This window comes from Acidovorax sp. Leaf160, assembly GCF_001424265.1.
Lineage (GTDB): Bacteria > Pseudomonadota > Gammaproteobacteria > Burkholderiales > Burkholderiaceae_C > Paracidovorax.
This window is the reverse complement of record NZ_LMOV01000024.1, coordinates 70,812-88,449: the sequence shown is the minus strand read 5'-3', so window position 1 is coordinate 88,449 and position 17,638 is coordinate 70,812. Positions and strand designations below refer to the sequence as shown.

Sequence of the window (17,638 nt, the reverse complement as noted above, 5' to 3'; positions counted from 1 at the left end):
CCAATATGTCCAGTAATACCGTTGCCGAGTTCGCGAACGAACTCAAGAAATCTCCCGAGACGCTGCTCGATCAGCTCAAGTCTGCCGGCGTGGCCAAGTCCACCCCTGCCGACGCGCTGACCGAGGCAGACAAGCAGAAATTGCTCGCATTCCTGCAGGCCAGCCACGGAACGGTGGCTACCGATCGCCGCAAGATCACGCTGACCAAGAAGTCCACCAGCGAGATCAAGCAGGCGGATGCGACGGGCAAGGCCCGCACCATCCAGGTGGAAGTGCGCAAGAAGCGCACCTTCATCAAGCGCGAGGACGGCTCCGACAGCCTGCCCGAAGGCGAAGACGCTGCGCCCGAAGCGGCCGCAGGTCCGAGCGCGGAAGAGCTGGAACTGGTGCGCCGCGAAGAAGAAGCGCGCGGCCAGGCCGAGTTGATCCGCCGCCAGGAAGAAGAGCTGAGCGAGAAGCGCCGCGAGCGCGAAGCGCGCGAGCAGCGCGACCGCGAAGCCGAAGAGCGCGCTGCGGCCTATGCCATGCAGACCGCCGAGAAGCGTGCCCAGGCCTCGGCCCAGCGCGAGGAAGCCGTGCGTGAGCAGGCGGCCGAAGCCGCTGCACGTGCCGCCGCCCAGGCTGAAGCCCGCGCCAAGGCGGAGGCGGAGTCCGCCGCCCGCGTTGCCGAGGAAAACGCCCGCGCCAACGACCTCGACGAGCGCCGCCGCAAGGCCCTGGCGGAAGCCGAAGCCATTCGCGCCATGATGGCCGCCCCCAAGAAGGTGCTGGTCGCCAAGAAGCCCGAAGAGCCGAAGCCCGCCCCCAAGGCGCCTGGTGCCGCCGATGCCAAGAAGGGCACGCTGCACAAGCCGGCCGCGACGCCGGGCGCGGCCCGTCCGGGTGCGCCTGCCGCACCGGGCGGTGCCGGCAAGGAAGTCAAGTCCGCCAAGCTCTCGTCGAGCTGGGCTGGCGATCCGGCCAAGAAGAAGGAAATCAAGACCCGCGGCGACAGCAGTGGCGGCGTGGGGCGCAACAACTGGCGCACCGGCCCGCGTGGCCGCCGCGGCAACGACCGGGGCGACGATCACCACCACCAGCCGCAGGCGCAGGTGGAGGCGCGCATCATCGAGGTGCACGTGCCGGAAACCATCACGGTGGCCGAACTGGCGCACAAGATGTCGATCAAGGCGTCCGAGGTCATTAAGTCGCTGATGAAGATGGGCCAGATGGTCACCATCAACCAGCCGCTGGACCAGGACACGGCCATGATCGTGGTCGAGGAAATGGGCCACAAGGCCGTCGTGGCCGCGCTGGACGATCCGGAAGCGTTCACCGACGAGGACGTGGCCGGCCAACAGGCCGAGCTGTTGCCGCGCGCTCCGGTGGTCACCGTCATGGGCCACGTGGACCACGGCAAGACCTCGCTGCTGGACTACATCCGCCGTGCCAAGGTGGCCGCGGGCGAAGCCGGCGGCATCACGCAGCACATCGGCGCCTACCACGTGGAAACGCCGCGCGGCATGGTGTCGTTCCTCGACACCCCCGGTCACGAGGCCTTCACGGCCATGCGTGCCCGCGGTGCGCAGGCGACCGACATCGTCATCCTGGTGGTGGCGGCGGACGACGGCGTCATGCCCCAGACGAAGGAAGCCATCAAGCACGCCAAGGCGGCGGGTGTTCCGATCGTGGTGGCCATCACCAAGTCCGACAAGCCCGATGCGAATTTCGAGCGGGTGAAGCAGGAACTGGTGGTCGAGCAGGTCGTGCCCGAAGAGTACGGCGGCGAGTCGCCGTTCGTGCCCGTGTCGTCGAAGACCGGCGCGGGTATCGACGAACTGCTGGAGCAGGTGCTGCTGCAGGCCGAGGTGCTGGAGTTGAAGGCGCCGGTCGAATCCCTGGCCAAGGGCCTGGTGATCGAAGCGCAGCTGGACAAGGGCCGCGGCCCCGTGGCCACGGTGCTGGTGCAGTCCGGCACGCTGAAGGTCGGTGACATCGTGCTGGCAGGCCAGACCTATGGCCGCGTGCGCGCCATGCTGGACGAGAACGGCCGTGTCGCGAAGACGGCGGGCCCGTCGATCCCGGTGGAAATCCAGGGTCTGACCGAAGTGCCTCAGGCAGGCGACGACTTCCAGGTGCTGGGCGACGAGCGCCGTGCCCGCGAAGTGGCGACCTACCGCGCCGGCAAGTTCCGCAACACCAAGCTGGCCAAGCAGCAAGCCGCCAAGCTGGAAAACATGTTCGCCGACATGACGGCGGGCGAGGTCAAGTACCTGCCCATCATCGTCAAGGCCGACGTGCAGGGTTCGCAGGAAGCGCTGTCGCAGTCGTTGCTCAAGCTCTCGACCGACGAGATCAAGGTCCAGCTGGTCTATGCCGGCGTGGGCGGCATCAGCGAGTCCGACATCAACCTGGCGATCGCCTCCAAGGCCATCGTGATCGGTTTCAACGTGCGGGCCGATGCCGGCGCGCGCAAGCTGGCCGAGAACAACGGCGTCGATCTGCACTACTACAGCATCATCTACGACGCCGTGGACGAGCTGAAGGTGGCGATGTCGGGCATGCTGGCTCCGGAGCAGCGCGAAGAGGTCATCGGCACGGCCGAGATCCGCACCGTGTTCGTGGCGACGAAGATCGGCACGATCGCCGGTTCGTACATCACCTCGGGCATGGTCCACCGCAACGCACGCTTCCGCCTGCTGCGCGACAACGTCGTGGTCTACACGGGCGAAGTCGACTCGGTCAAGCGCCTGAAGGACGACGTCAAGGAAGTCAAGGAAGGCTTCGAGTGCGGTATCAAGCTCAAGAACTACAACGACATCAAGGAAGGTGATCAGCTGGAGTTCTTCGACATCAAGGAAATCGCGCGGACGTTGTGATGCACCCCCTGAATCGCTTCGCGCCTTCCCCCGCCGGGGGGGCGACGCCCGGGGCCTGGCCAAGCCAGTCCCACGGCGTCCGCCGGCATGGCCTGCGCCGCGGCCCCTTTGGGGTCGGGCGCAGGGTGCCGGCGGGGCGCGATGATTCTGCGGAGTTCTGAGAACCTATGGCAGCCAAGAAATCCTCCACCCCCAACCGGGGCTTCAAGGTCGCGGATCAGATCCAGCGCGACCTGACCGAGCTGATCCGCGAGTTGAAGGACCCGCGCATCGGCATGGTGACCCTGCAGGCCGTGGAAGTCACGCCCGACTACGCACACGCGAAGGTGTTCTTCAGCGTGCTCGTGGGCGACCAGCAGGCCACCCAGGACGCGTTGAACCAGGCCGCCGGCTTCCTGCGCAACGGCCTGTTCAAGCGCCTGCACATCCATACCGTGCCCACGCTGCATTTCATGTTCGACCGCACCACCGAGCGCGCGGCCGACATGAACGCATTGATCGCGCGCGCCGTGGCTTCCCGCTCCAAAGACGACGAGCCAGCATGAACGCACGTGCTCCCCGCATCCGGGTGCAGCGGCGCCCGGTGCACGGAGTGCTGCTGCTCGACAAGCCGCTGGGCTTTTCCAGCAACGACGCCTTGCAGAAGGCGAAGTGGCTGCTGCGCGCCGAAAAGGCCGGCCATACCGGCACGCTCGATCCGCTTGCCAGCGGCGTGCTGCCGCTGTGCTTCGGCGCGGCGACCAAGTTCAGCCAGCTGCAGCTGGACGCGCCGAAGACCTATGAAGCCATCGCGCTGCTGGGCGTGACCACGTCCACCGGCGATGCCGAGGGCGAGGTGCTGGAGCGCCGCGAGGTCGATCCGGCGCAGCTCGGCGACGCGCGGCTGGCCGAGGTGGAGCGGCAGTTCACCGGGCCGATCCAGCAGGTGCCGCCGATGCACAGCGCGCTCAAGAAGGACGGCCGGGCACTGTATGAATATGCCCGCGAAGGCATCGAGGTGGAGCGTCCCGCGCGGGATGTCACCATTCATGCATTGAAACTGGCTCTCGCGCCCGTGGATCAAGGACAGTTTGCTATAAAAATGATAGTAAACTGCAGCAAGGGCACCTACATTCGCACGCTGGGCGAGGACATCGGGCGGGCGCTGGGCTGCGGTGCGCACCTGACGTTCCTGCGGCGCACCGACACCGGCGGCCTGGGGCTGGATCGCTGCATCACCCTCGCCGCGCTGGAGGCGATGGCAGAGGACGACCGGCTGGCGTGCGTGCACCCGGTCGAGACGCTGCTGCCGCAGCACGCCCGTGTCACGCTGGACAGCGAGAATGCGGGCCGATTCCTGTCGGGCGTGCGTCGCCGGGGAACCTGGCCCGACGCCCCCGCCGTGGCCGTGTTCGGCCACCAGCCGCACGCCCTGCTGGGCGTGGGGCACATCACCGCAGGCGAGCTGGTGCCGGACCGGCTCCTGAGCCCGCTCGAAATTCAACAGATCATCGATATCGGAAACCCACCGCGGACTACGGAGCGCGGCACATTGGAAGCACTATGAGCAAACAAATTCGCAACATCGCCATCATCGCGCACGTTGACCACGGCAAAACCACCATGGTCGACCAGCTGCTGCGCCAGTCCGGCACCTTCGCCGACCACGAAAAGGTCGTCGATACCGTGATGGACAACAACGCGATCGAAAAGGAACGCGGCATCACCATCCTGGCCAAGAACTGCGCCGTGAGCTGGGAAGGCACGCACATCAACATCGTCGACACCCCGGGCCACGCGGACTTCGGCGGCGAAGTGGAACGCGCCCTGTCGATGGTGGACAGCGTGGTGCTGCTGATCGACGCGCAGGAAGGCCCCATGCCCCAGACGCGCTTCGTGACCAAGAAGGCCCTGGCCCTGGGCCTGCGCCCGATCCTGGTGGTGAACAAGGTCGACAAGCCGGGCGCCAACCCCGACAAGGTCGTGAACGCCGCGTTCGACCTGTTCGACAAGCTGGGCGCGACCGACGAGCAGCTCGACTTCCCCGTGGTGTACGCCTCGGGCATCAACGGCTGGTCTTCGCTGGAAGAAGGCGCGCCGGGCGAGCAGTGGGGCCCCGACATGTCGGCCCTGTTCAACACCATCCTGAAGCACGTGCCACCGAACTCCGGTGACGCCTCGGCTCCCCTGCAGCTGCAGATCTCGGCGCTGGACTTCTCCACCTTCGTGGGCCGCATCGGCGTGGGCCGCATCAGCCAGGGCACCATCAAGCCCGGCCAGGACGTGCTGGTCATGGAAGGCCCCGACGGCAAGAGCGTCAAGGGCCGCGTCAACCAGGTGCTGACCTTCCAGGGCCTGGACCGCATGCAGACCCCGCTGGCCGGCCCTGGCGACATCGTGCTGATCAACGGCATCGAGGACATCGGCATCGGCGTGACCGTGACCGACCCGGCGAACCCCGCACCGCTGCCCATGCTGAAGGTGGACGAGCCCACGCTGACGATGAACTTCTGCGTGAACACGTCGCCGCTGGCCGGCCGTGAAGGCAAGTTCGTCACCAGCCGCCAGATCTGGGACCGCCTGCAGAAGGAACTGCAGCACAACGTGGCCCTGCGCGTGAAGGAAACCGACGAGGAAGGCATCTTCGAAGTGATGGGCCGGGGCGAACTGCACCTGACCATCCTGCTGGAGAACATGCGCCGCGAAGGCTACGAGCTGGCCGTCTCCAAGCCGCGCGTGGTGTTCAAGGACATCGACGGCGTGCGGCACGAGCCCATCGAGCTGGTCACGGCCGACATCGAGGAAGGCCACCAGGGCGGCGTGATGCAGGCCCTGGGCGAGCGCAAGGGCGAGCTGGTCAACATGGAATCGGACGGCCGTGGCCGCGTGCGCCTGGAATACCGCATTCCGGCGCGGGGCCTGATCGGCTTCACCAACGAATTCCTGAACCTGACGCGCGGCTCCGGCCTCATCAGCAACATCTTCGACAGCTACGAGCCGCACAAGGGCGACATCGGCGGCCGCAAGAACGGCGTGCTGATCTCCATGGACGACGGTGAAATCTTCACCTACGCCCTGGGCAAGCTGGACGACCGCGGCCGCATGTTCGTGAAGGCGAACGACCCGGTGTACGAAGGCATGATCGTCGGCATCCACAGCCGCGACAACGACCTGATCGTGAACGCCACGCGTACCAAGCAGCTGACCAACTTCCGTGTCTCGGGCAAGGAAGACGCGATCAAGATCACGCCTCCGATCGACCTCACGCTGGAATACGGCGTCGAGTTCATCGAGGACGACGAGCTGGTCGAGATCACGCCCAAGAGCGTGCGCCTGCGCAAGCGCTTCCTGACGGAAAACGAGCGCAAGCGCGCTGCCCGTTCCTGATCGGGGGCACCGCCGGCACGCCAGTGCTGCGGTGGGCCTGACGAAGGCCCGGAATATCGAAAAAGGGTGCGTCCACTGCAAGGGGACGCACCCTTTTTTGCGGGGGCCGGCGGAGAATGCAGGCCTCGCAACGGGATCGTGAATTTTCCAAACCAACTGCGCCCGGCTTCGTCATGAGGGCCGGCGCTGGAGTCGTGGCATGGCAGGCAGGGCGGCAGGGTCGTGGGGTGCGCTCACCCACGGCAGAGCGGTGTGGCTGATGGTGGCGATCACGCTGATGTGGTCGATCGCCGGCGTGGTGACGCGCCATCTGGAAGCGGCGCGCAGCTTCGAGGTGACTTTCTGGCGCAGCTTCTTCACCGTGGTGGCGCTCATCGCCATCCTGCCGGCCCTGCAGGGGCGCGCAGTGTTCGCGTCCATGCGTCGGGGCGGCCGGGCGCTGTGGGTGTCGGGCCTGTGCTGGAGCGTGATGTTCACCGCCTTCATGGTGGCCATTCTCTTGATGCCGGTGGCCAACGTGCTGGTCACGATGGCGGTCGGCCCGCTGCTCACGGCCGTTTTCGCCTGGGCGTTCATCGGGCACCGCATCGCACCCCGCACCTGGGTGGCGATCGGCGTGGCGGGCCTGGGCATCGGCTGGATGTACGGCGCGCAGGTCGCCGGGCTGCCGGTGCTGGGCACGGTGGTGGCGCTGTGCGTGCCCGTGGCCGCTGCCGTCAACTGGACGGTGGTGCAGCATTCGCAGCGGCACGGCCAGGCGGTCGATCTGGCGCCGGCCGTGCTGGTGGGGGCAGTCCTCTCCACGCTGGCGACGCTGCCCGTCGCGCTGCCGTTCCAGGCCTCCGCCCATGACCTGATGCTGCTGGCCCTGCTGGGCGTGGTGCAACTGGCGCTGCCTTGCGTGCTGGTCGTGCGCTGCGGGCAGGTGCTGAAGGCGCCGGAGATCGCGCTGCTGGGTCTGCTGGAAGTGATCTTCGGTATCGTGCTGGCATGGTTGGGCGCGGGCGAGCGGCCCACGGCCGCCGTGCTGACGGGTGGCGCGCTGGTGATCGGCGCGCTGATGTGCAATGAACTGTGGGGCTGGAAAGAAGCACGATGAACGACAAGACGGATACAGGAACGAACACCGGCATGCCCGCTGGGGTAGGCGCCACGGCGCCCGAGGTGGTGACTGAAGTGCGGGGCGGCGTGGGCTTCATCACGCTGAACCGCCCAAAGGCGCTCAATGCGCTGTCGCTGGGCATGGTGCGCGAACTCACGCGCACGCTGCTGGCGTGGCAGCAGGACCCGCAGGTGCTGGCCGTGGCGATCCGCGGCAGCAACAAGGAAGGCGCCTTTGGCGCCTTCTGCGCGGGCGGCGACATCCGCTTCCTGCACCGGGCCGGCAGCGAAGGCAACCCGCAGCTGGAAGACTTCTTCACCGAGGAATACGCGCTCAACCACCTGATCCACCAGTACCGCAAGCCCTACATCGCCTTCATGGACGGCATCGTGATGGGCGGCGGGATGGGCATCAGCCAGGGCGCGAGCCTGCGCATCGTCACCGAACGCACGAAGATGGCCATGCCCGAGACGGCCATCGGCCTCTTTCCCGATGTGGGCGGCGGCTACTTCCTCTCGCGCTGCCCCGGCGCGGTGGGGGAATGGCTGGCGCTGACGGGCAACACCATCGGCGCCGCCGATGCCGTGGCTGCCCGGCTGGCCGACGGCACGATGGCATCCGCCGACCAACCGGCCGTGTGGGAGGCTCTGGGCACGCAGTCGTTCGCCGACGGGGCGGCCGTGCAGCAGTGGGTTGAATCAAAATTGATAGCAGAGGATGCAGGCGGAATAAGCGCCCAAGCCAAGATTGACCAATATTTTGGCTTGAGCGACGTGCCTGCCATCGTCGCGGCGCTGGAGGCTGCTGGCGATGACGAATGGTGCCAGGCGACGGCTGCCACGCTGCGCCACCGCTCGCCCCTGATGCTGTTCGTGGTGCTGGAGCAGATCCGCCGCGCCCGCACCATGAACCTGGCCGACGACCTGCGGATGGAGCGGGACATGGTGCGCCATTGCTTCTACCTGCGGCCGGGGCAGAGCGAGACGCTGGAAGGCATCCGCGCGCTGGCGGTGGACAAGGACCATGCGCCGCGTTGGAACCCGTCGCGGATCGAAGACGTGTCGCCAGCGGTGGTGCAGGCTTTCTTCCAGAGCCCTTGGCCTGCGCAGGCCCATCCGCTGGCAGCCCTCTCGGGCTGACTGGACTCAGCCTGGGGCGACGCTGAGCCGGTCTTCTCCGCGATGCGGCGCGCTGCGCGCGGGGGACGCGCTGAGCCTGCCTCAGTGCTTCACCAGCTGCTGGTGAACCGCCGTGGCCACCGCCAGCAGCGCGGCGCGGGGCAGCTCGCCGCTCAGCGCGTAGCCGAAGCCCTGATCCACCCAGTAGAAGCTGGAGACGGCGCCTTCCTCGTGGAACTGGAAGGCCGTTTCGGCTGCGCGCTGTGGGGTGGCACCTCGGTCGGCACCTGCGTCGGCATCCACCATGCCCACATACAGCGTGATGCGCTGGCCCTGCGCGTTCTGGTACATGAACTGCGCCCGCGCGCCGTCGCCGCCCGGCAGCAGCCGCCCGCCCATCAGATCGAAGCCCTGCGCCGACAGCAGCGGCACAGCCAGCGGCCGGCCCAGCCGCTTGGACAGCCACTGCACCAGATGGTCCTGCTGAGCGGCGGTGACCTCGACCGGGTGGCGTTGTTCGGGCTGGAACACGGCATGCGCCACGGCGGCCTGGCGCACGAAGGCCATGGGCGGGTCCCCAGCGTCGCCGCTTCCGTGGCCGTGCAATCCCCAGCCCAGCCCGAAGGCGAGCATCCAGCCGGCCGCGATGCCGCCCCAGCGGCCCCACCGGGCCTGCCGGGCCTGGCGTTCGTGCTGGCCCTGCAGCCGTTCGGCGGCCTGGTGCAATGCGGGCGGCACTTCGCCTGGGTCCAGCGCCGCATGCAGGGCGCGCAGCCCGTCGCGGTGCCGCTGCCAGTCGGCCACGCGGCCAAGGGCGTGGGCATCCAGCCGCGCGCGCGCGGCATCGGCTGCTGCGGGCGGCAACTGGCCATCCACCAGCGCGTGCAGGTGTGCGTCGTCGAGGTCTTTCTCAGGCAGGGGGGCGGAGGGCGCGGTGCGTGTCATGACGGATCGCTCGCTCTTCATTTCAGGCGCCGCAGCGCAGGCGGCGTGCCCGCCTGCGGCGATGGCGGCGGGGCAGGGCGGGCGCTGCTGGCTTCCTCCATCCAGTCGCGCATGCGCGCCCGGGCCCGTGACAGGCGCGACATCACGGTGCCGACGGGCACCTGCAGCACGCGCGCCACCTCGGCATACGCCATGTCTTCCACCGTCACCAGCAGCAGCACGGCCCGCTGGTCGGCGGGCAGGCGCTGCAGGCAGCGCTCCAGGTCCAGCACCGTGTCGTGGCCAGTGGGGACGGCGGCAGGCAGCTCGGCCGCGGCATCGTGCAAGTCCAGCACTTGCAGCGCGGCCATGCCGCGGCGCTGGTTGAGATAGAGGTTGTGCATGAGCGTGAAGAGCCACGCCCGCAGATCGGTGCCGCTGCGCCACAGCAGCCACTTGCGGCAGGCACGCTCCAGCGTGTCCTGCACCAGGTCGTCGGCCGCCCAGCGGTCGCCCGTCAGCATGCGCGCATAGCGGCGCAGGCCGGGCAGTTGGTCCAACACCTGGGCGCGGTCCATGGCGGGCCAGTGCGGGGGGGGGGGCGGCCGGGGGGCCAGCGATCAGGGCGTCGCGGTGCGCCAGACCTTGTTCACGCCGTCGCCGGTCTTGTCGCCGGGCTTGGCGTCCTTGACCCAGTAGTAGAGCGGTTTGCCCTTGTAGGCGATCTGGCGGCCGCCATCGTCGCGCTGGACGACCGAGTAGTTCGGAGCCGTGGGAGCCGAGGTGCCTGCCATCAGCGGCGGCCAGTTGACGGCGCACTGCCCGTTGCAGGTCGACTTGCCGCTGCCGGCCGTGTCCTTGTCGAAGGTGTAGAGCGTCATGCCGTTGGCGCCGACCAGCACGCCGTCCACGGTTTGCGCCGGAGCTTGGGTCTCCATGGTGGAGCAGCCGGCGAGGGCGGTGAAGGCAGCGAAAGTGGCGAGGGTCAGGGTGGTCTTCATGGATTCTCCAGGGAATGGAAGGTTGGGCAGGCGCGGCGATGGCCACCCTGCACCTGCATGAACACCCGAGCTTGCCCGTTTATTCCACGGCTGCGGAAGAAATCCGCGCCGCGCCCGGCCGCTCGCTCAGTTTCCATTGGCGGGGCGAGGGCTACGCCGACGACCTCGCCGACGTGATCGATGCGCTGAAGCTAGTGAGCCAGGAGGGCGGGATGCTGGGGGCTGCCTGACCTGACCTGACCTGACCCGACTCACCCGGAGCCTGTGGGTCCGTGGCCCGTGCATGGGCCGCGCGGATTCAGCGGTTGTGGGTCTTCATGGCGCGCTCCACCTCGCGCTTGCCTTCGCGGTCCTTGATGGTGTCGCGCTTGTCGTGTTCGGCCTTGCCCTTGGCCAGCGCGATCTCGCATTTCACGCGGCCGTCCTTCCAGTGCAGGTTGAGCGGCACCAGGGTGTAGCCCCGCTGGTCCACCTTGTTCACCAGCTTCTCGATCTGCTCCTTGTGCAGCAGCAGCTTCTTGGTGCGGGCAGCTTCGGGGTTGACGTGGGTCGATGCCGTCTTGAGCGGATTGATCTGGCAGCCGATCAGAAAGAGCTCGCCGCCGCGCGCCAGCACATAGCCATCGGTGAGTTGCACCTTGCCTTCGCGCAGCGCCTTGACTTCCCAGCCCTGCAGCACCAGGCCCGCCTCCAGGCGCTCCTCGAAGAAGTAGTTGTAGGCGGCCTTCTTGTTGTCGGCGATGCGGGACGATGTTTCGGGTTTTTTGGCCATGGTTGTCAGATGCGGCGCGAATCGGGAGTTCAAAGGCCTCCCTACAATTGTTGTCGTCTCGCTCACAGGATTTTAGGCCAGGCACGTCTGGAAGCCGTCCCACCCGAAGGGGCCCTGCGGGTCCCTATCATTCCCCTCCATGAAAACCGTCAACAAGTCCGTCCTGATCTGGTACAGCCCCGAAGAAATGTTCGCGTTGGTGACGGATGTGGCGAAGTATCCCGAATTCCTGCCGTGGTGCGACCGCGCCGCCGTGCTGGAGACAGAAGGCGACACCATGACGGCCGAAGTCGGCATCGCCCTGGGCGCCATCCGCAAGTCGTTCGTCACGCGCAATACGCACGTGCCGGGCCGCAGCGTGCAGATGCAGTTGGTGAAAGGCCCGTTCTCCCAACTGGAAGGGCTGTGGCAGTTCCACGCCGTGGGCGACGGCACGCAGCGCGCCTGCCGGGTGGAACTGCAGCTGCAATACGGTTTCGACAGCGCAGCACTGGCCGCCCTGGTCGGGCCGGTGTTCGACCGCATCGCCAGCACCATGGTGGATGCGTTCATCAAGCGGGCCGAGCAGGTCTATGGCTGAACAGGCCGGCCCTCCCACGATCCAGGTGGCCGTGGTCACGTCCCCGGCCCGGGGCGAGGTGCGGGAGTGGGCGCTGGAGCTGGCCTCTGGCGCTTCTGTGGCCGAAGCGCTGCGGGCCTGCGGCTTGGACCCGGAAGATGAGCGGTTCTCCAGCAGCGTGTGGGGGCGTGCCGCGCTGCCGGCGCAGACTCTGCGGGACCAGGACCGCGTGGAGTGGTGCCGGGCCCTCCTGGTGGACCCGAAGGTTGCGCGCCGCCAGCGCTTCGCGCGCCAGGGCGCACGCGGGGCGGGCCTGTTCGCGGATCGCCGGCCGGGGGCCAAGGCGGGTTACTGAGCGGCGTCAGCAACAAGCGCCGGCAGGGCTGGGCCGCAGTGGCCTCAGTGGCCGCAGTGGCCGCAGAGGTCGCGCGGGGGGCAGAGCCGGGGTGCCGAGGGCAGACGAGTGCCCACGCACCCGGCGGTGGCCGGGAGGTCAGCGCGCTGCGGCCGGGCCACACTCGGACGCGATCACCGAGTCCGCGCGACGGGTTTCAGCCGCCCGGGTGGCGTCGTCCATGAAGCCGCGTTCGCCCTTGGCATTGGTGTGCGAGAGCAACTGGCCGGAATTGAGGGTGGACTTGGCCTGCTGAGCCCGCGCGCAGTTGTCGGCACGCGCCTTGGCCACGCGGTCGGCCTCGGCCTTCTTTTTGGCGGCTTCGGCGGCCTCGGCTTCGGCCTTCTTCTTTTCCAGCGCCTCGTCCTTCCCGGCAGGGCGGGGGGCGGGTGCCGCCTGCTGGCCCGGCGGGGCGCCCGCCGGTTGCGACACGGCCACGCCGCCGTCCTGAGCGGCCGCCGCAGCAGGGGGCGCTGCCGGGACAGGGGCGCGCGCTGTGCCGCGGGGCTGCTGGAGGATGCTGGCCTGCGGCGTGTCGGCTGGAGGCGGGCGGTCGCTGAAAACCTTGCGTCCGTCCTTGTCCACCCACTGCCACTGCGCGGAAGCGCCCAGGGCCCAGGTGCAGGCCACGGCCAACAGAACCAGCTTGTGCTTTGTCATGCGCCGCAGTTTATCTGCGCCGCCGCGTGCGCACCAGCGCGAGCGTCCCTGCACCGCGTTCCGCTGCGTGGGCACGGGTACAATCCGCCTTTTGGAGCCTTCTCATGCGCCTTCTTGGAAAAGCGCTCACCTTCGACGATGTGTTGCTGGTGCCAGCGTACTCCCAGGTCCTGCCCAAGGACACGTCCCTCGCGACGAAACTTTCCCGCAATATCCAACTGAATCTTCCGCTCGTGTCCGCCGCCATGGACACGGTGACCGAAGCGCGCCTGGCGATCGCCATCGCGCAGGAAGGCGGCATCGGCATCGTCCACAAGAACCTGACCGCGCAGGAACAGGCGGCCCATGTGGCCAAGGTCAAGCGCTACGAGTCGGGCGTGGTGCGCGATCCGGTGGTCATCACCCCCCAGCACACCGTGCTGCAGGTGCTGCAGCTGTCCGAGCAACTGGGCATCTCGGGCTTTCCGGTGTGCGACGGCGGCAAGGTCGTCGGCCTGGTCACCGGGCGTGACCTGCGCTTCGAGACGCGCTACGACGTCAAGGTGCACGAGATCATGACGCCGCGCGAGAAGCTCGTCACGGTCAACGAGAAGGACGGTACCTCGCCTGAGCAGGCCAAGGCCCTGCTGAACAAGCACAAGCTCGAGCGGCTCCTGGTCGTGAACGACGCCTTCGAGCTCAAGGGCCTGATCACCGTCAAGGACATCACCAAGCAGACCAGCTTCCCCAACGCCGCACGCGATGCCTCGGGCCGCCTGCGGGTGGGTGCGGCGGTCGGTGTGGGCGAGGGCACCGAAGAACGCGTGGAAGCGCTGGTCAAGGCCGGCGTCGATGCCATCGTGGTCGATACCGCCCACGGCCACAGCCACGGCGTGATCGAGCGCGTGCGCTGGGTCAAGAAGCACTATCCGCAAGTCGACGTGATCGGCGGCAACATCGCCACCGGCGCGGCAGCCCTGGCGCTGGTCGAGGCAGGCGCCGATGCGGTCAAGGTCGGCATCGGCCCCGGCTCCATCTGTACGACGCGCATCGTGGCAGGCGTCGGCGTGCCGCAGATCATGGCCATCGACAGCGTCGCCACGGCCCTCAAGGGCACCGGCGTGCCGCTGATCGCGGACGGTGGCATCCGCTACAGCGGCGACATCGCCAAGGCATTGGCCGCCGGCGCCAGCACCATCATGATGGGCGGCATGTTCGCCGGCACCGAAGAGGCGCCGGGCGAAGTCATCCTGTTCCAGGGCCGCAGCTACAAGAGCTATCGCGGCATGGGCTCCATCGGTGCCATGCAGCAGGGCTCGGCCGACCGCTACTTCCAGGAATCCAGCACCGGCAACCCCAATGCCGACAAGCTGGTGCCCGAAGGCATCGAAGGCCGCGTGCCCTACAAGGGCTCGATGGTCTCCATCGTCTTCCAGATGGCTGGCGGCGTGCGTGCAGCCATGGGCTACTGCGGTTGCGCCACCATCCAGGACATGAACGACAAGGCGGAGTTCGTCGAGATCACCACCGCCGGCATCCGCGAGAGCCACGTCCACGACGTGCAGATCACCAAGGAAGCCCCCAACTACCGCGCCGACTGACCCATCGGCATCCACAGGCCCGAACCCACGCAAAAGCGGTGTTCGGGCCTTTGTCGTTTCCGGCCTCTGCCCCCTGGCCTGCCCGCGAGAAGCTTTGTCCCAGGTCCCCCAGGCCGGTGCCGGGCGCCTTTCTTGCCGCAGCTCAGCGCTGCCGGGTCTGCCAGTGCGGGTGGACCCAGTAAGGCGCGGTGGACCGTGGCAGCGGGGGGCGGCCGCGGATGACGTCGGCCAGCTTTTCCGCCATCATGATCACCGGCGCATTCAGGTTGCCGCTGACCACGTCCGGCATGATGGAGGCGTCCACCACGCGCAGGCCGTCCACGCCATGCACACGGGCATCGCCATCGGTTACCGCCCTCTCGTCGGTGCCCATGCGGCAGGTGCATGAAGGGTGCAGCGCGCTCTCGGCATGCTCGCGGATGTGGGCGTCGATCTCCGCGTCCGTCCTCACCGTTTCCGCGGGCGAGACGGCCTTGCCACGGAAGCGGTCGAACGCGGCTTGCTCGAAGATCTCGCGCGTAAGGCGTACGCCGGCGCGCATCTCCTTGCGGTCCTGTTCGGTGCTCATGTAGTTGAACAGGATCTCGGGCGCGGCCGTGGGGTCGGCCGAGCGCAGCTTCACATGGCCACGGCTGGTGGGCCGCATGGGGCCCACGTGTGCCTGGAAGCCGTGAAAGCTGGCTGGCGCAGTGCCGTCGTAGCTGATGGCCATGGGTAGGAAGTGGTACTGCAGGTCCGGGTGCTGCACGCCCGCTTCGCTGCGGATGAAGCCGCCGGCCTCGAAGTGGTTGGTGGCCCCCAGGCCGGTGCCAAGCACCAGCCATTCGGCCCCGATGCGCGCCTTGGCCAGCGGATTCATGGCCGAGTACAGGGTGATCGGCTCCTTGCAGGCGTACTGCACGTAGGTTTCGAGGTGGTCCTGCAGGTTCTGGCCTACGCCGCGCAGGGCGCTGTACACGGGAAGGTCCAGGGCGCGCAGCGCATCGGGGTCGCCCACGCCGGAGAGCATCAGCAACTGGGGCGAGTTGATGGCGCCGCCGCACAGCAGCACCTCGCGGCGCGCGCGGATGAAGTCGGTGTGGTGGCCGTTGCGCACCTCCACGCCGGCGGCGCGGGGCGTGCCGTCGTGTGCTTCGAAGCGGATGCGGGTGACCAGCGCACGCGTGCGCACACTCAGGTTGGGCCGCTTCATGGCCGGACGCAGGTAGGCCATGGCGGTGCTCCAGCGGCGGCCCTTGTGGACCGTCATGTCCATCGGCCCCAGGCCTTCCTGCTGGTGGCCGTTCATGTCGGCGGTGTAGGGGTAGCCGGCCTGCTGGCCTGCGGCGACGAAGGCCTCGTACAGAGGGTTCCGGCATGCCCCCGTGGACACGTGCAGCGGGCCGCTGTCGCCCCGGTAGGCGTCGCCGCCCTTGGCGCGGGTCTCGGCCTTGCGGAAGTAGGGCAGGCAGTCGGCGTAGGACCAGTGGGCCAGGCCGTCGTGGCTGGCCCAGCCTTCGTAGTCCAGCGCGTGGCCGCGGATGTACACCATGCCGTTGATCGACGAGGAGCCGCCCAGCACCCGGCCGCGCGGGCAGTAGATGCGCCGGCCGTTCATGAACGGGTCGGGCTCCGTGTGGTAGTACCAGTTGTATTTGTCGTTGGCCAGCGGATAGGCGAAGGCCGAGGGCATGTGGATGAAAAGGCTGTGGTCTGCCGGACCGGCTTCCAGCACCAGCACGCTCACCTCTCCGTCTTCGGTCAGGCGGTTGGCCAGCACCGACCCGGCCGAGCCGGCGCCGACGATGATGTAGTCGAATTCGTTGATCACTTCCGGGGCCCTCTCAGCGATAGGTGCAGGCCACGTCGCCCAACTCGACGTACACGGTCTTGACCTGGGTGTAGTGCTCCAGCGCCAGCATGCTGTTCTCGCTGCCGATGCCCGACTCGCGGATGCCGCCGAAAGGCATCTCCACCGGGGTCACGTTGTAGTTGTTGATCCAGCAGAGGCCCGCCTGCAGGCGGGCTGCCATGCGGTGACCGCGCTTGATGTCCTGCGTGAACACGCCGCTGGCCAGGCCGAACCGCGTGGCGTTGGCGCGGCGCACCACTTCGTCTTCGTCGTCGAAGGTCAGCACGCTCATCACCGGGCCGAAGATTTCTTCCCTGACGATGCGCATGTCGTCACGGCAGTCGGAAAAAATGGTGGGTGCCACGAAGCGGCCGCCGCAGCCGGGAACGTCCACGGCACGGCCGCCCAGCACCAGGCGCGCGCCTTCGGCCAGGCCGCTGGCGATGTAGGACATCACTTTGTCGCCATGGGCGGCGGAGATCATCGCCCCCACCTCGGTGAGTGGGTCCATGGGGTCGCCCACGCGCAGCAAGGCCGTGCGCTCCGCCAGGCGGGCCAGGAAGCGGCCGTGCAGGCCCCGCTGCACGAACACCCGTGTGCCATTGGTGCAGATCTCGCCCTGGGTGTAGAAGTTGGCCAGCATGGCTGCCGAGACGGCCTGCTCCAGATCGGCATCGTCGAACACCACCAGCGCCGACTTGCCGCCCAGTTCCATGGTGACGCGCTTGAGCGTGTCGGCAGCGGCGGCCATCACCCGCTTGCCCGTGGGCACCGAGCCGGTCACCGACACCTTGGCCACGTCGGGATGGGCGACCAGCAGGGCGCCGGTGGTCCCCTTGCCTTGCAGCACGTTGAAGACCCCGGGGGGAACGCCGGCTTCGAGGTAGATCTCGGCCAGCTTGACGGCGCTCATCGGCGTCAGCTCGGAGGGCTTGAAGATCATTGCATTGCCGGCGGCCAGCGCGGGTGCCGATTTCCAGCAGGCGATCTGGATGGGGTAGTTCCACGCGCCTATGCCTACGCACACGCCCAACGGTTCACGCCGGGTGTAGGCCAGGGCCGTCTTGAAAGGGTACTGCTGGCCGGTGAGCGTGGCTGCGGCGCCGGCGAAGTATTCGATGCAGTCGGCGCCGCTGACCACGTCCACCGCCAGCGCCTCCTGCAGCGGCTTGCCCGTGTCCATGACCTCCAGCGCGGCCAGTTCGTCGTTGCGGGCGCGCAGCAGGACGGCGGCGCGCATCAGGATGCGGCCCCGCTCGGCCCCGCCCATCGCCGCCCATTCGGCCTGGCCCGCCCGGGCCGACGCCACGGCCTGGGCCACGTCGGCTTCGCCGGCCTCGTGCAAATGGCCGATGGAGCTGCCGGTGGCCGGGTTGAGGTTGTCGAAGGACGGGCCCTGGCCGTGGACCAGCTGGCCTGCGATGAAGCTGAAAATGGAGAGGGTCATGGGAGGCAGGGGGCTCGGCCATGCGG

At 68.0% G+C, this 17,638-nt stretch carries 17 protein-coding genes; 10 read left to right on the top strand and 7 right to left on the bottom strand.

Going from position 1 to position 17,638, the window contains the following annotated elements:
• Window positions 1–5 precede the first annotated feature (5 nt).
• From infB to ASF94_RS13995, 6 genes are all read left to right on the top strand, one after another.
• On the top strand, window positions 6–2,858 hold the full coding sequence (gene infB, locus ASF94_RS14020; protein ID WP_056667506.1) for a translation initiation factor IF-2: 2,853 nt from the start codon (window positions 6–8) through the stop codon (window positions 2,856–2,858).
• 167 nt (window positions 2,859–3,025) lie between these two features.
• Window positions 3,026–3,403 carry a 30S ribosome-binding factor RbfA gene (gene rbfA / locus ASF94_RS14015; RefSeq protein ID WP_056667501.1) on the top strand — a complete coding sequence of 126 codons (378 nt, stop codon included), beginning with the start codon at window positions 3,026–3,028 and terminating at the stop codon, window positions 3,401–3,403.
• Window positions 3,400–4,404, top strand: coding sequence for a tRNA pseudouridine(55) synthase TruB (truB, locus tag ASF94_RS14010; RefSeq protein WP_056667498.1), 1,005 nt, complete (start codon window positions 3,400–3,402; stop codon window positions 4,402–4,404). Before rbfA ends, truB begins: the two co-directional genes overlap by 4 nt.
• Window positions 4,401–6,224 (top strand): translational GTPase TypA, encoded by a 1,824-nt coding sequence (typA, locus tag ASF94_RS14005; protein ID WP_056667495.1) that lies wholly within the window; start codon window positions 4,401–4,403, stop codon window positions 6,222–6,224. The genes truB and typA overlap by 4 nt, the downstream gene beginning before the upstream one ends.
• A gap of 199 nt (window positions 6,225–6,423) precedes the next feature.
• Entirely contained in the window at window positions 6,424–7,323 is a 900-nt protein-coding gene (locus ASF94_RS14000) for a DMT family transporter (RefSeq protein ID WP_056667492.1), read from the top strand.
• 32 nt (window positions 7,324–7,355) lie between these two features.
• Window positions 7,356–8,465 carry an enoyl-CoA hydratase/isomerase family protein gene (locus tag ASF94_RS13995; RefSeq protein WP_056668116.1) on the top strand — a complete coding sequence of 370 codons (1,110 nt, stop codon included), beginning with the start codon at window positions 7,356–7,358 and terminating at the stop codon, window positions 8,463–8,465.
• A gap of 81 nt (window positions 8,466–8,546) precedes the next feature.
• Here the strand turns inward: ASF94_RS13995 and ASF94_RS13990 are convergent, their stop codons facing one another.
• The 3 genes from ASF94_RS13990 to ASF94_RS13980 are packed head-to-tail and all read right to left on the bottom strand — an operon-like array spanning window position 8,547 to window position 10,369.
• On the bottom strand, window positions 8,547–9,389 hold the full coding sequence (locus ASF94_RS13990; RefSeq protein ID WP_056668114.1) for an anti-sigma factor: 843 nt from the start codon (window positions 9,387–9,389) through the stop codon (window positions 8,547–8,549).
• A gap of 17 nt (window positions 9,390–9,406) precedes the next feature.
• Window positions 9,407–9,946 (bottom strand): sigma-70 family RNA polymerase sigma factor, encoded by a 540-nt coding sequence (locus ASF94_RS13985; protein ID WP_056667489.1) that lies wholly within the window; start codon window positions 9,944–9,946, stop codon window positions 9,407–9,409.
• A 42-nt stretch (window positions 9,947–9,988) separates the two neighbouring features.
• Window positions 9,989–10,369 carry a hypothetical protein gene (locus ASF94_RS13980; protein WP_056667488.1) on the bottom strand — a complete coding sequence of 127 codons (381 nt, stop codon included), beginning with the start codon at window positions 10,367–10,369 and terminating at the stop codon, window positions 9,989–9,991.
• Between the two features lie 14 nt (window positions 10,370–10,383).
• Here ASF94_RS13980 and ASF94_RS13975 point away from each other — a divergent pair, with 14 nt between their 5' ends.
• On the top strand, window positions 10,384–10,599 hold the full coding sequence (locus ASF94_RS13975) for a hypothetical protein (RefSeq protein WP_056667485.1): 216 nt from the start codon (window positions 10,384–10,386) through the stop codon (window positions 10,597–10,599).
• A 68-nt stretch (window positions 10,600–10,667) separates the two neighbouring features.
• Here the strand turns inward: ASF94_RS13975 and smpB are convergent, their stop codons facing one another.
• A complete protein-coding gene (gene smpB, locus ASF94_RS13970; RefSeq protein WP_056667482.1) occupies window positions 10,668–11,141 on the bottom strand; it encodes an SsrA-binding protein SmpB in 474 nt (157 codons plus the stop codon).
• A gap of 139 nt (window positions 11,142–11,280) precedes the next feature.
• Here smpB and ASF94_RS13965 point away from each other — a divergent pair, with 139 nt between their 5' ends.
• Both ASF94_RS13965 and ASF94_RS13960 read left to right on the top strand, forming a co-directional pair.
• Complete coding sequence (locus ASF94_RS13965) at window positions 11,281–11,721, top strand: type II toxin-antitoxin system RatA family toxin (RefSeq protein WP_056667479.1); 441 nt, start codon at window positions 11,281–11,283, stop codon at window positions 11,719–11,721.
• Window positions 11,714–12,055 (top strand): RnfH family protein, encoded by a 342-nt coding sequence (locus ASF94_RS13960; protein WP_056667477.1) that lies wholly within the window; start codon window positions 11,714–11,716, stop codon window positions 12,053–12,055. Before ASF94_RS13965 ends, ASF94_RS13960 begins: the two co-directional genes overlap by 8 nt.
• Before the next feature lie 138 nt (window positions 12,056–12,193).
• On the opposite strand, the gene ASF94_RS13955 is transcribed toward ASF94_RS13960, so the two are convergent.
• A complete protein-coding gene (locus ASF94_RS13955; RefSeq protein ID WP_056667474.1) occupies window positions 12,194–12,754 on the bottom strand; it encodes a DUF4124 domain-containing protein in 561 nt (186 codons plus the stop codon).
• Between the two features lie 104 nt (window positions 12,755–12,858).
• Between ASF94_RS13955 and guaB the strand changes: the two genes are divergently transcribed.
• Window positions 12,859–14,334: an IMP dehydrogenase gene (gene guaB, locus ASF94_RS13950; RefSeq protein WP_056667471.1), complete on the top strand. Its 1,476-nt coding sequence runs from the start codon at window positions 12,859–12,861 to the stop codon at window positions 14,332–14,334.
• 142 nt (window positions 14,335–14,476) lie between these two features.
• Here guaB and betA read toward each other — a convergent pair whose 3' ends face one another.
• Together betA and betB are read right to left on the bottom strand one after the other, a co-directional pair.
• A complete protein-coding gene (gene betA / locus ASF94_RS13945) occupies window positions 14,477–16,144 on the bottom strand; it encodes a choline dehydrogenase (protein WP_056667469.1) in 1,668 nt (555 codons plus the stop codon).
• A 13-nt stretch (window positions 16,145–16,157) separates the two neighbouring features.
• Window positions 16,158–17,612 carry a betaine-aldehyde dehydrogenase gene (gene betB, locus ASF94_RS13940; protein ID WP_056667466.1) on the bottom strand — a complete coding sequence of 485 codons (1,455 nt, stop codon included), beginning with the start codon at window positions 17,610–17,612 and terminating at the stop codon, window positions 16,158–16,160.
• Window positions 17,613–17,638: the final 26 nt, after the last annotated feature.

What these genes read in the sequence shown, in the direction of transcription:
- ASF94_RS13960 (WP_056667477.1), top strand. Translation starts at nt 11,714, where the DNA reads ATGGCTGAACAGGCCGGCCCTCCCACGATCCAGGTGGCCGTGGTCACG.
- truB (WP_056667498.1), top strand. Translation starts at nt 3,400, where the DNA reads ATGAACGCACGTGCTCCCCGCATCCGGGTGCAGCGGCGCCCGGTGCAC.
- ASF94_RS14000 (WP_056667492.1), top strand. Translation starts at nt 6,424, where the DNA reads ATGGCAGGCAGGGCGGCAGGGTCGTGGGGTGCGCTCACCCACGGCAGA.
- ASF94_RS13980 (WP_056667488.1), bottom strand. Translation starts at nt 10,369, where the DNA reads ATGAAGACCACCCTGACCCTCGCCACTTTCGCTGCCTTCACCGCCCTC.
- ASF94_RS13955 (WP_056667474.1), bottom strand. Translation starts at nt 12,754, where the DNA reads ATGACAAAGCACAAGCTGGTTCTGTTGGCCGTGGCCTGCACCTGGGCC.
- infB (WP_056667506.1), top strand. Translation starts at nt 6, where the DNA reads ATGTCCAGTAATACCGTTGCCGAGTTCGCGAACGAACTCAAGAAATCT.
- typA (WP_056667495.1), top strand. Translation starts at nt 4,401, where the DNA reads ATGAGCAAACAAATTCGCAACATCGCCATCATCGCGCACGTTGACCAC.
- ASF94_RS13995 (WP_056668116.1), top strand. Translation starts at nt 7,356, where the DNA reads ATGCCCGCTGGGGTAGGCGCCACGGCGCCCGAGGTGGTGACTGAAGTG.
- ASF94_RS13985 (WP_056667489.1), bottom strand. Translation starts at nt 9,946, where the DNA reads ATGGACCGCGCCCAGGTGTTGGACCAACTGCCCGGCCTGCGCCGCTAT.
- smpB (WP_056667482.1), bottom strand. Translation starts at nt 11,141, where the DNA reads ATGGCCAAAAAACCCGAAACATCGTCCCGCATCGCCGACAACAAGAAG.
- ASF94_RS13965 (WP_056667479.1), top strand. Translation starts at nt 11,281, where the DNA reads ATGAAAACCGTCAACAAGTCCGTCCTGATCTGGTACAGCCCCGAAGAA.
- ASF94_RS13990 (WP_056668114.1), bottom strand. Translation starts at nt 9,389, where the DNA reads ATGACACGCACCGCGCCCTCCGCCCCCCTGCCTGAGAAAGACCTCGAC.
- ASF94_RS13975 (WP_056667485.1), top strand. Translation starts at nt 10,384, where the DNA reads ATGGAAGGTTGGGCAGGCGCGGCGATGGCCACCCTGCACCTGCATGAA.
- rbfA (WP_056667501.1), top strand. Translation starts at nt 3,026, where the DNA reads ATGGCAGCCAAGAAATCCTCCACCCCCAACCGGGGCTTCAAGGTCGCG.
- guaB (WP_056667471.1), top strand. Translation starts at nt 12,859, where the DNA reads ATGCGCCTTCTTGGAAAAGCGCTCACCTTCGACGATGTGTTGCTGGTG.
- betB (WP_056667466.1), bottom strand. Translation starts at nt 17,612, where the DNA reads ATGACCCTCTCCATTTTCAGCTTCATCGCAGGCCAGCTGGTCCACGGC.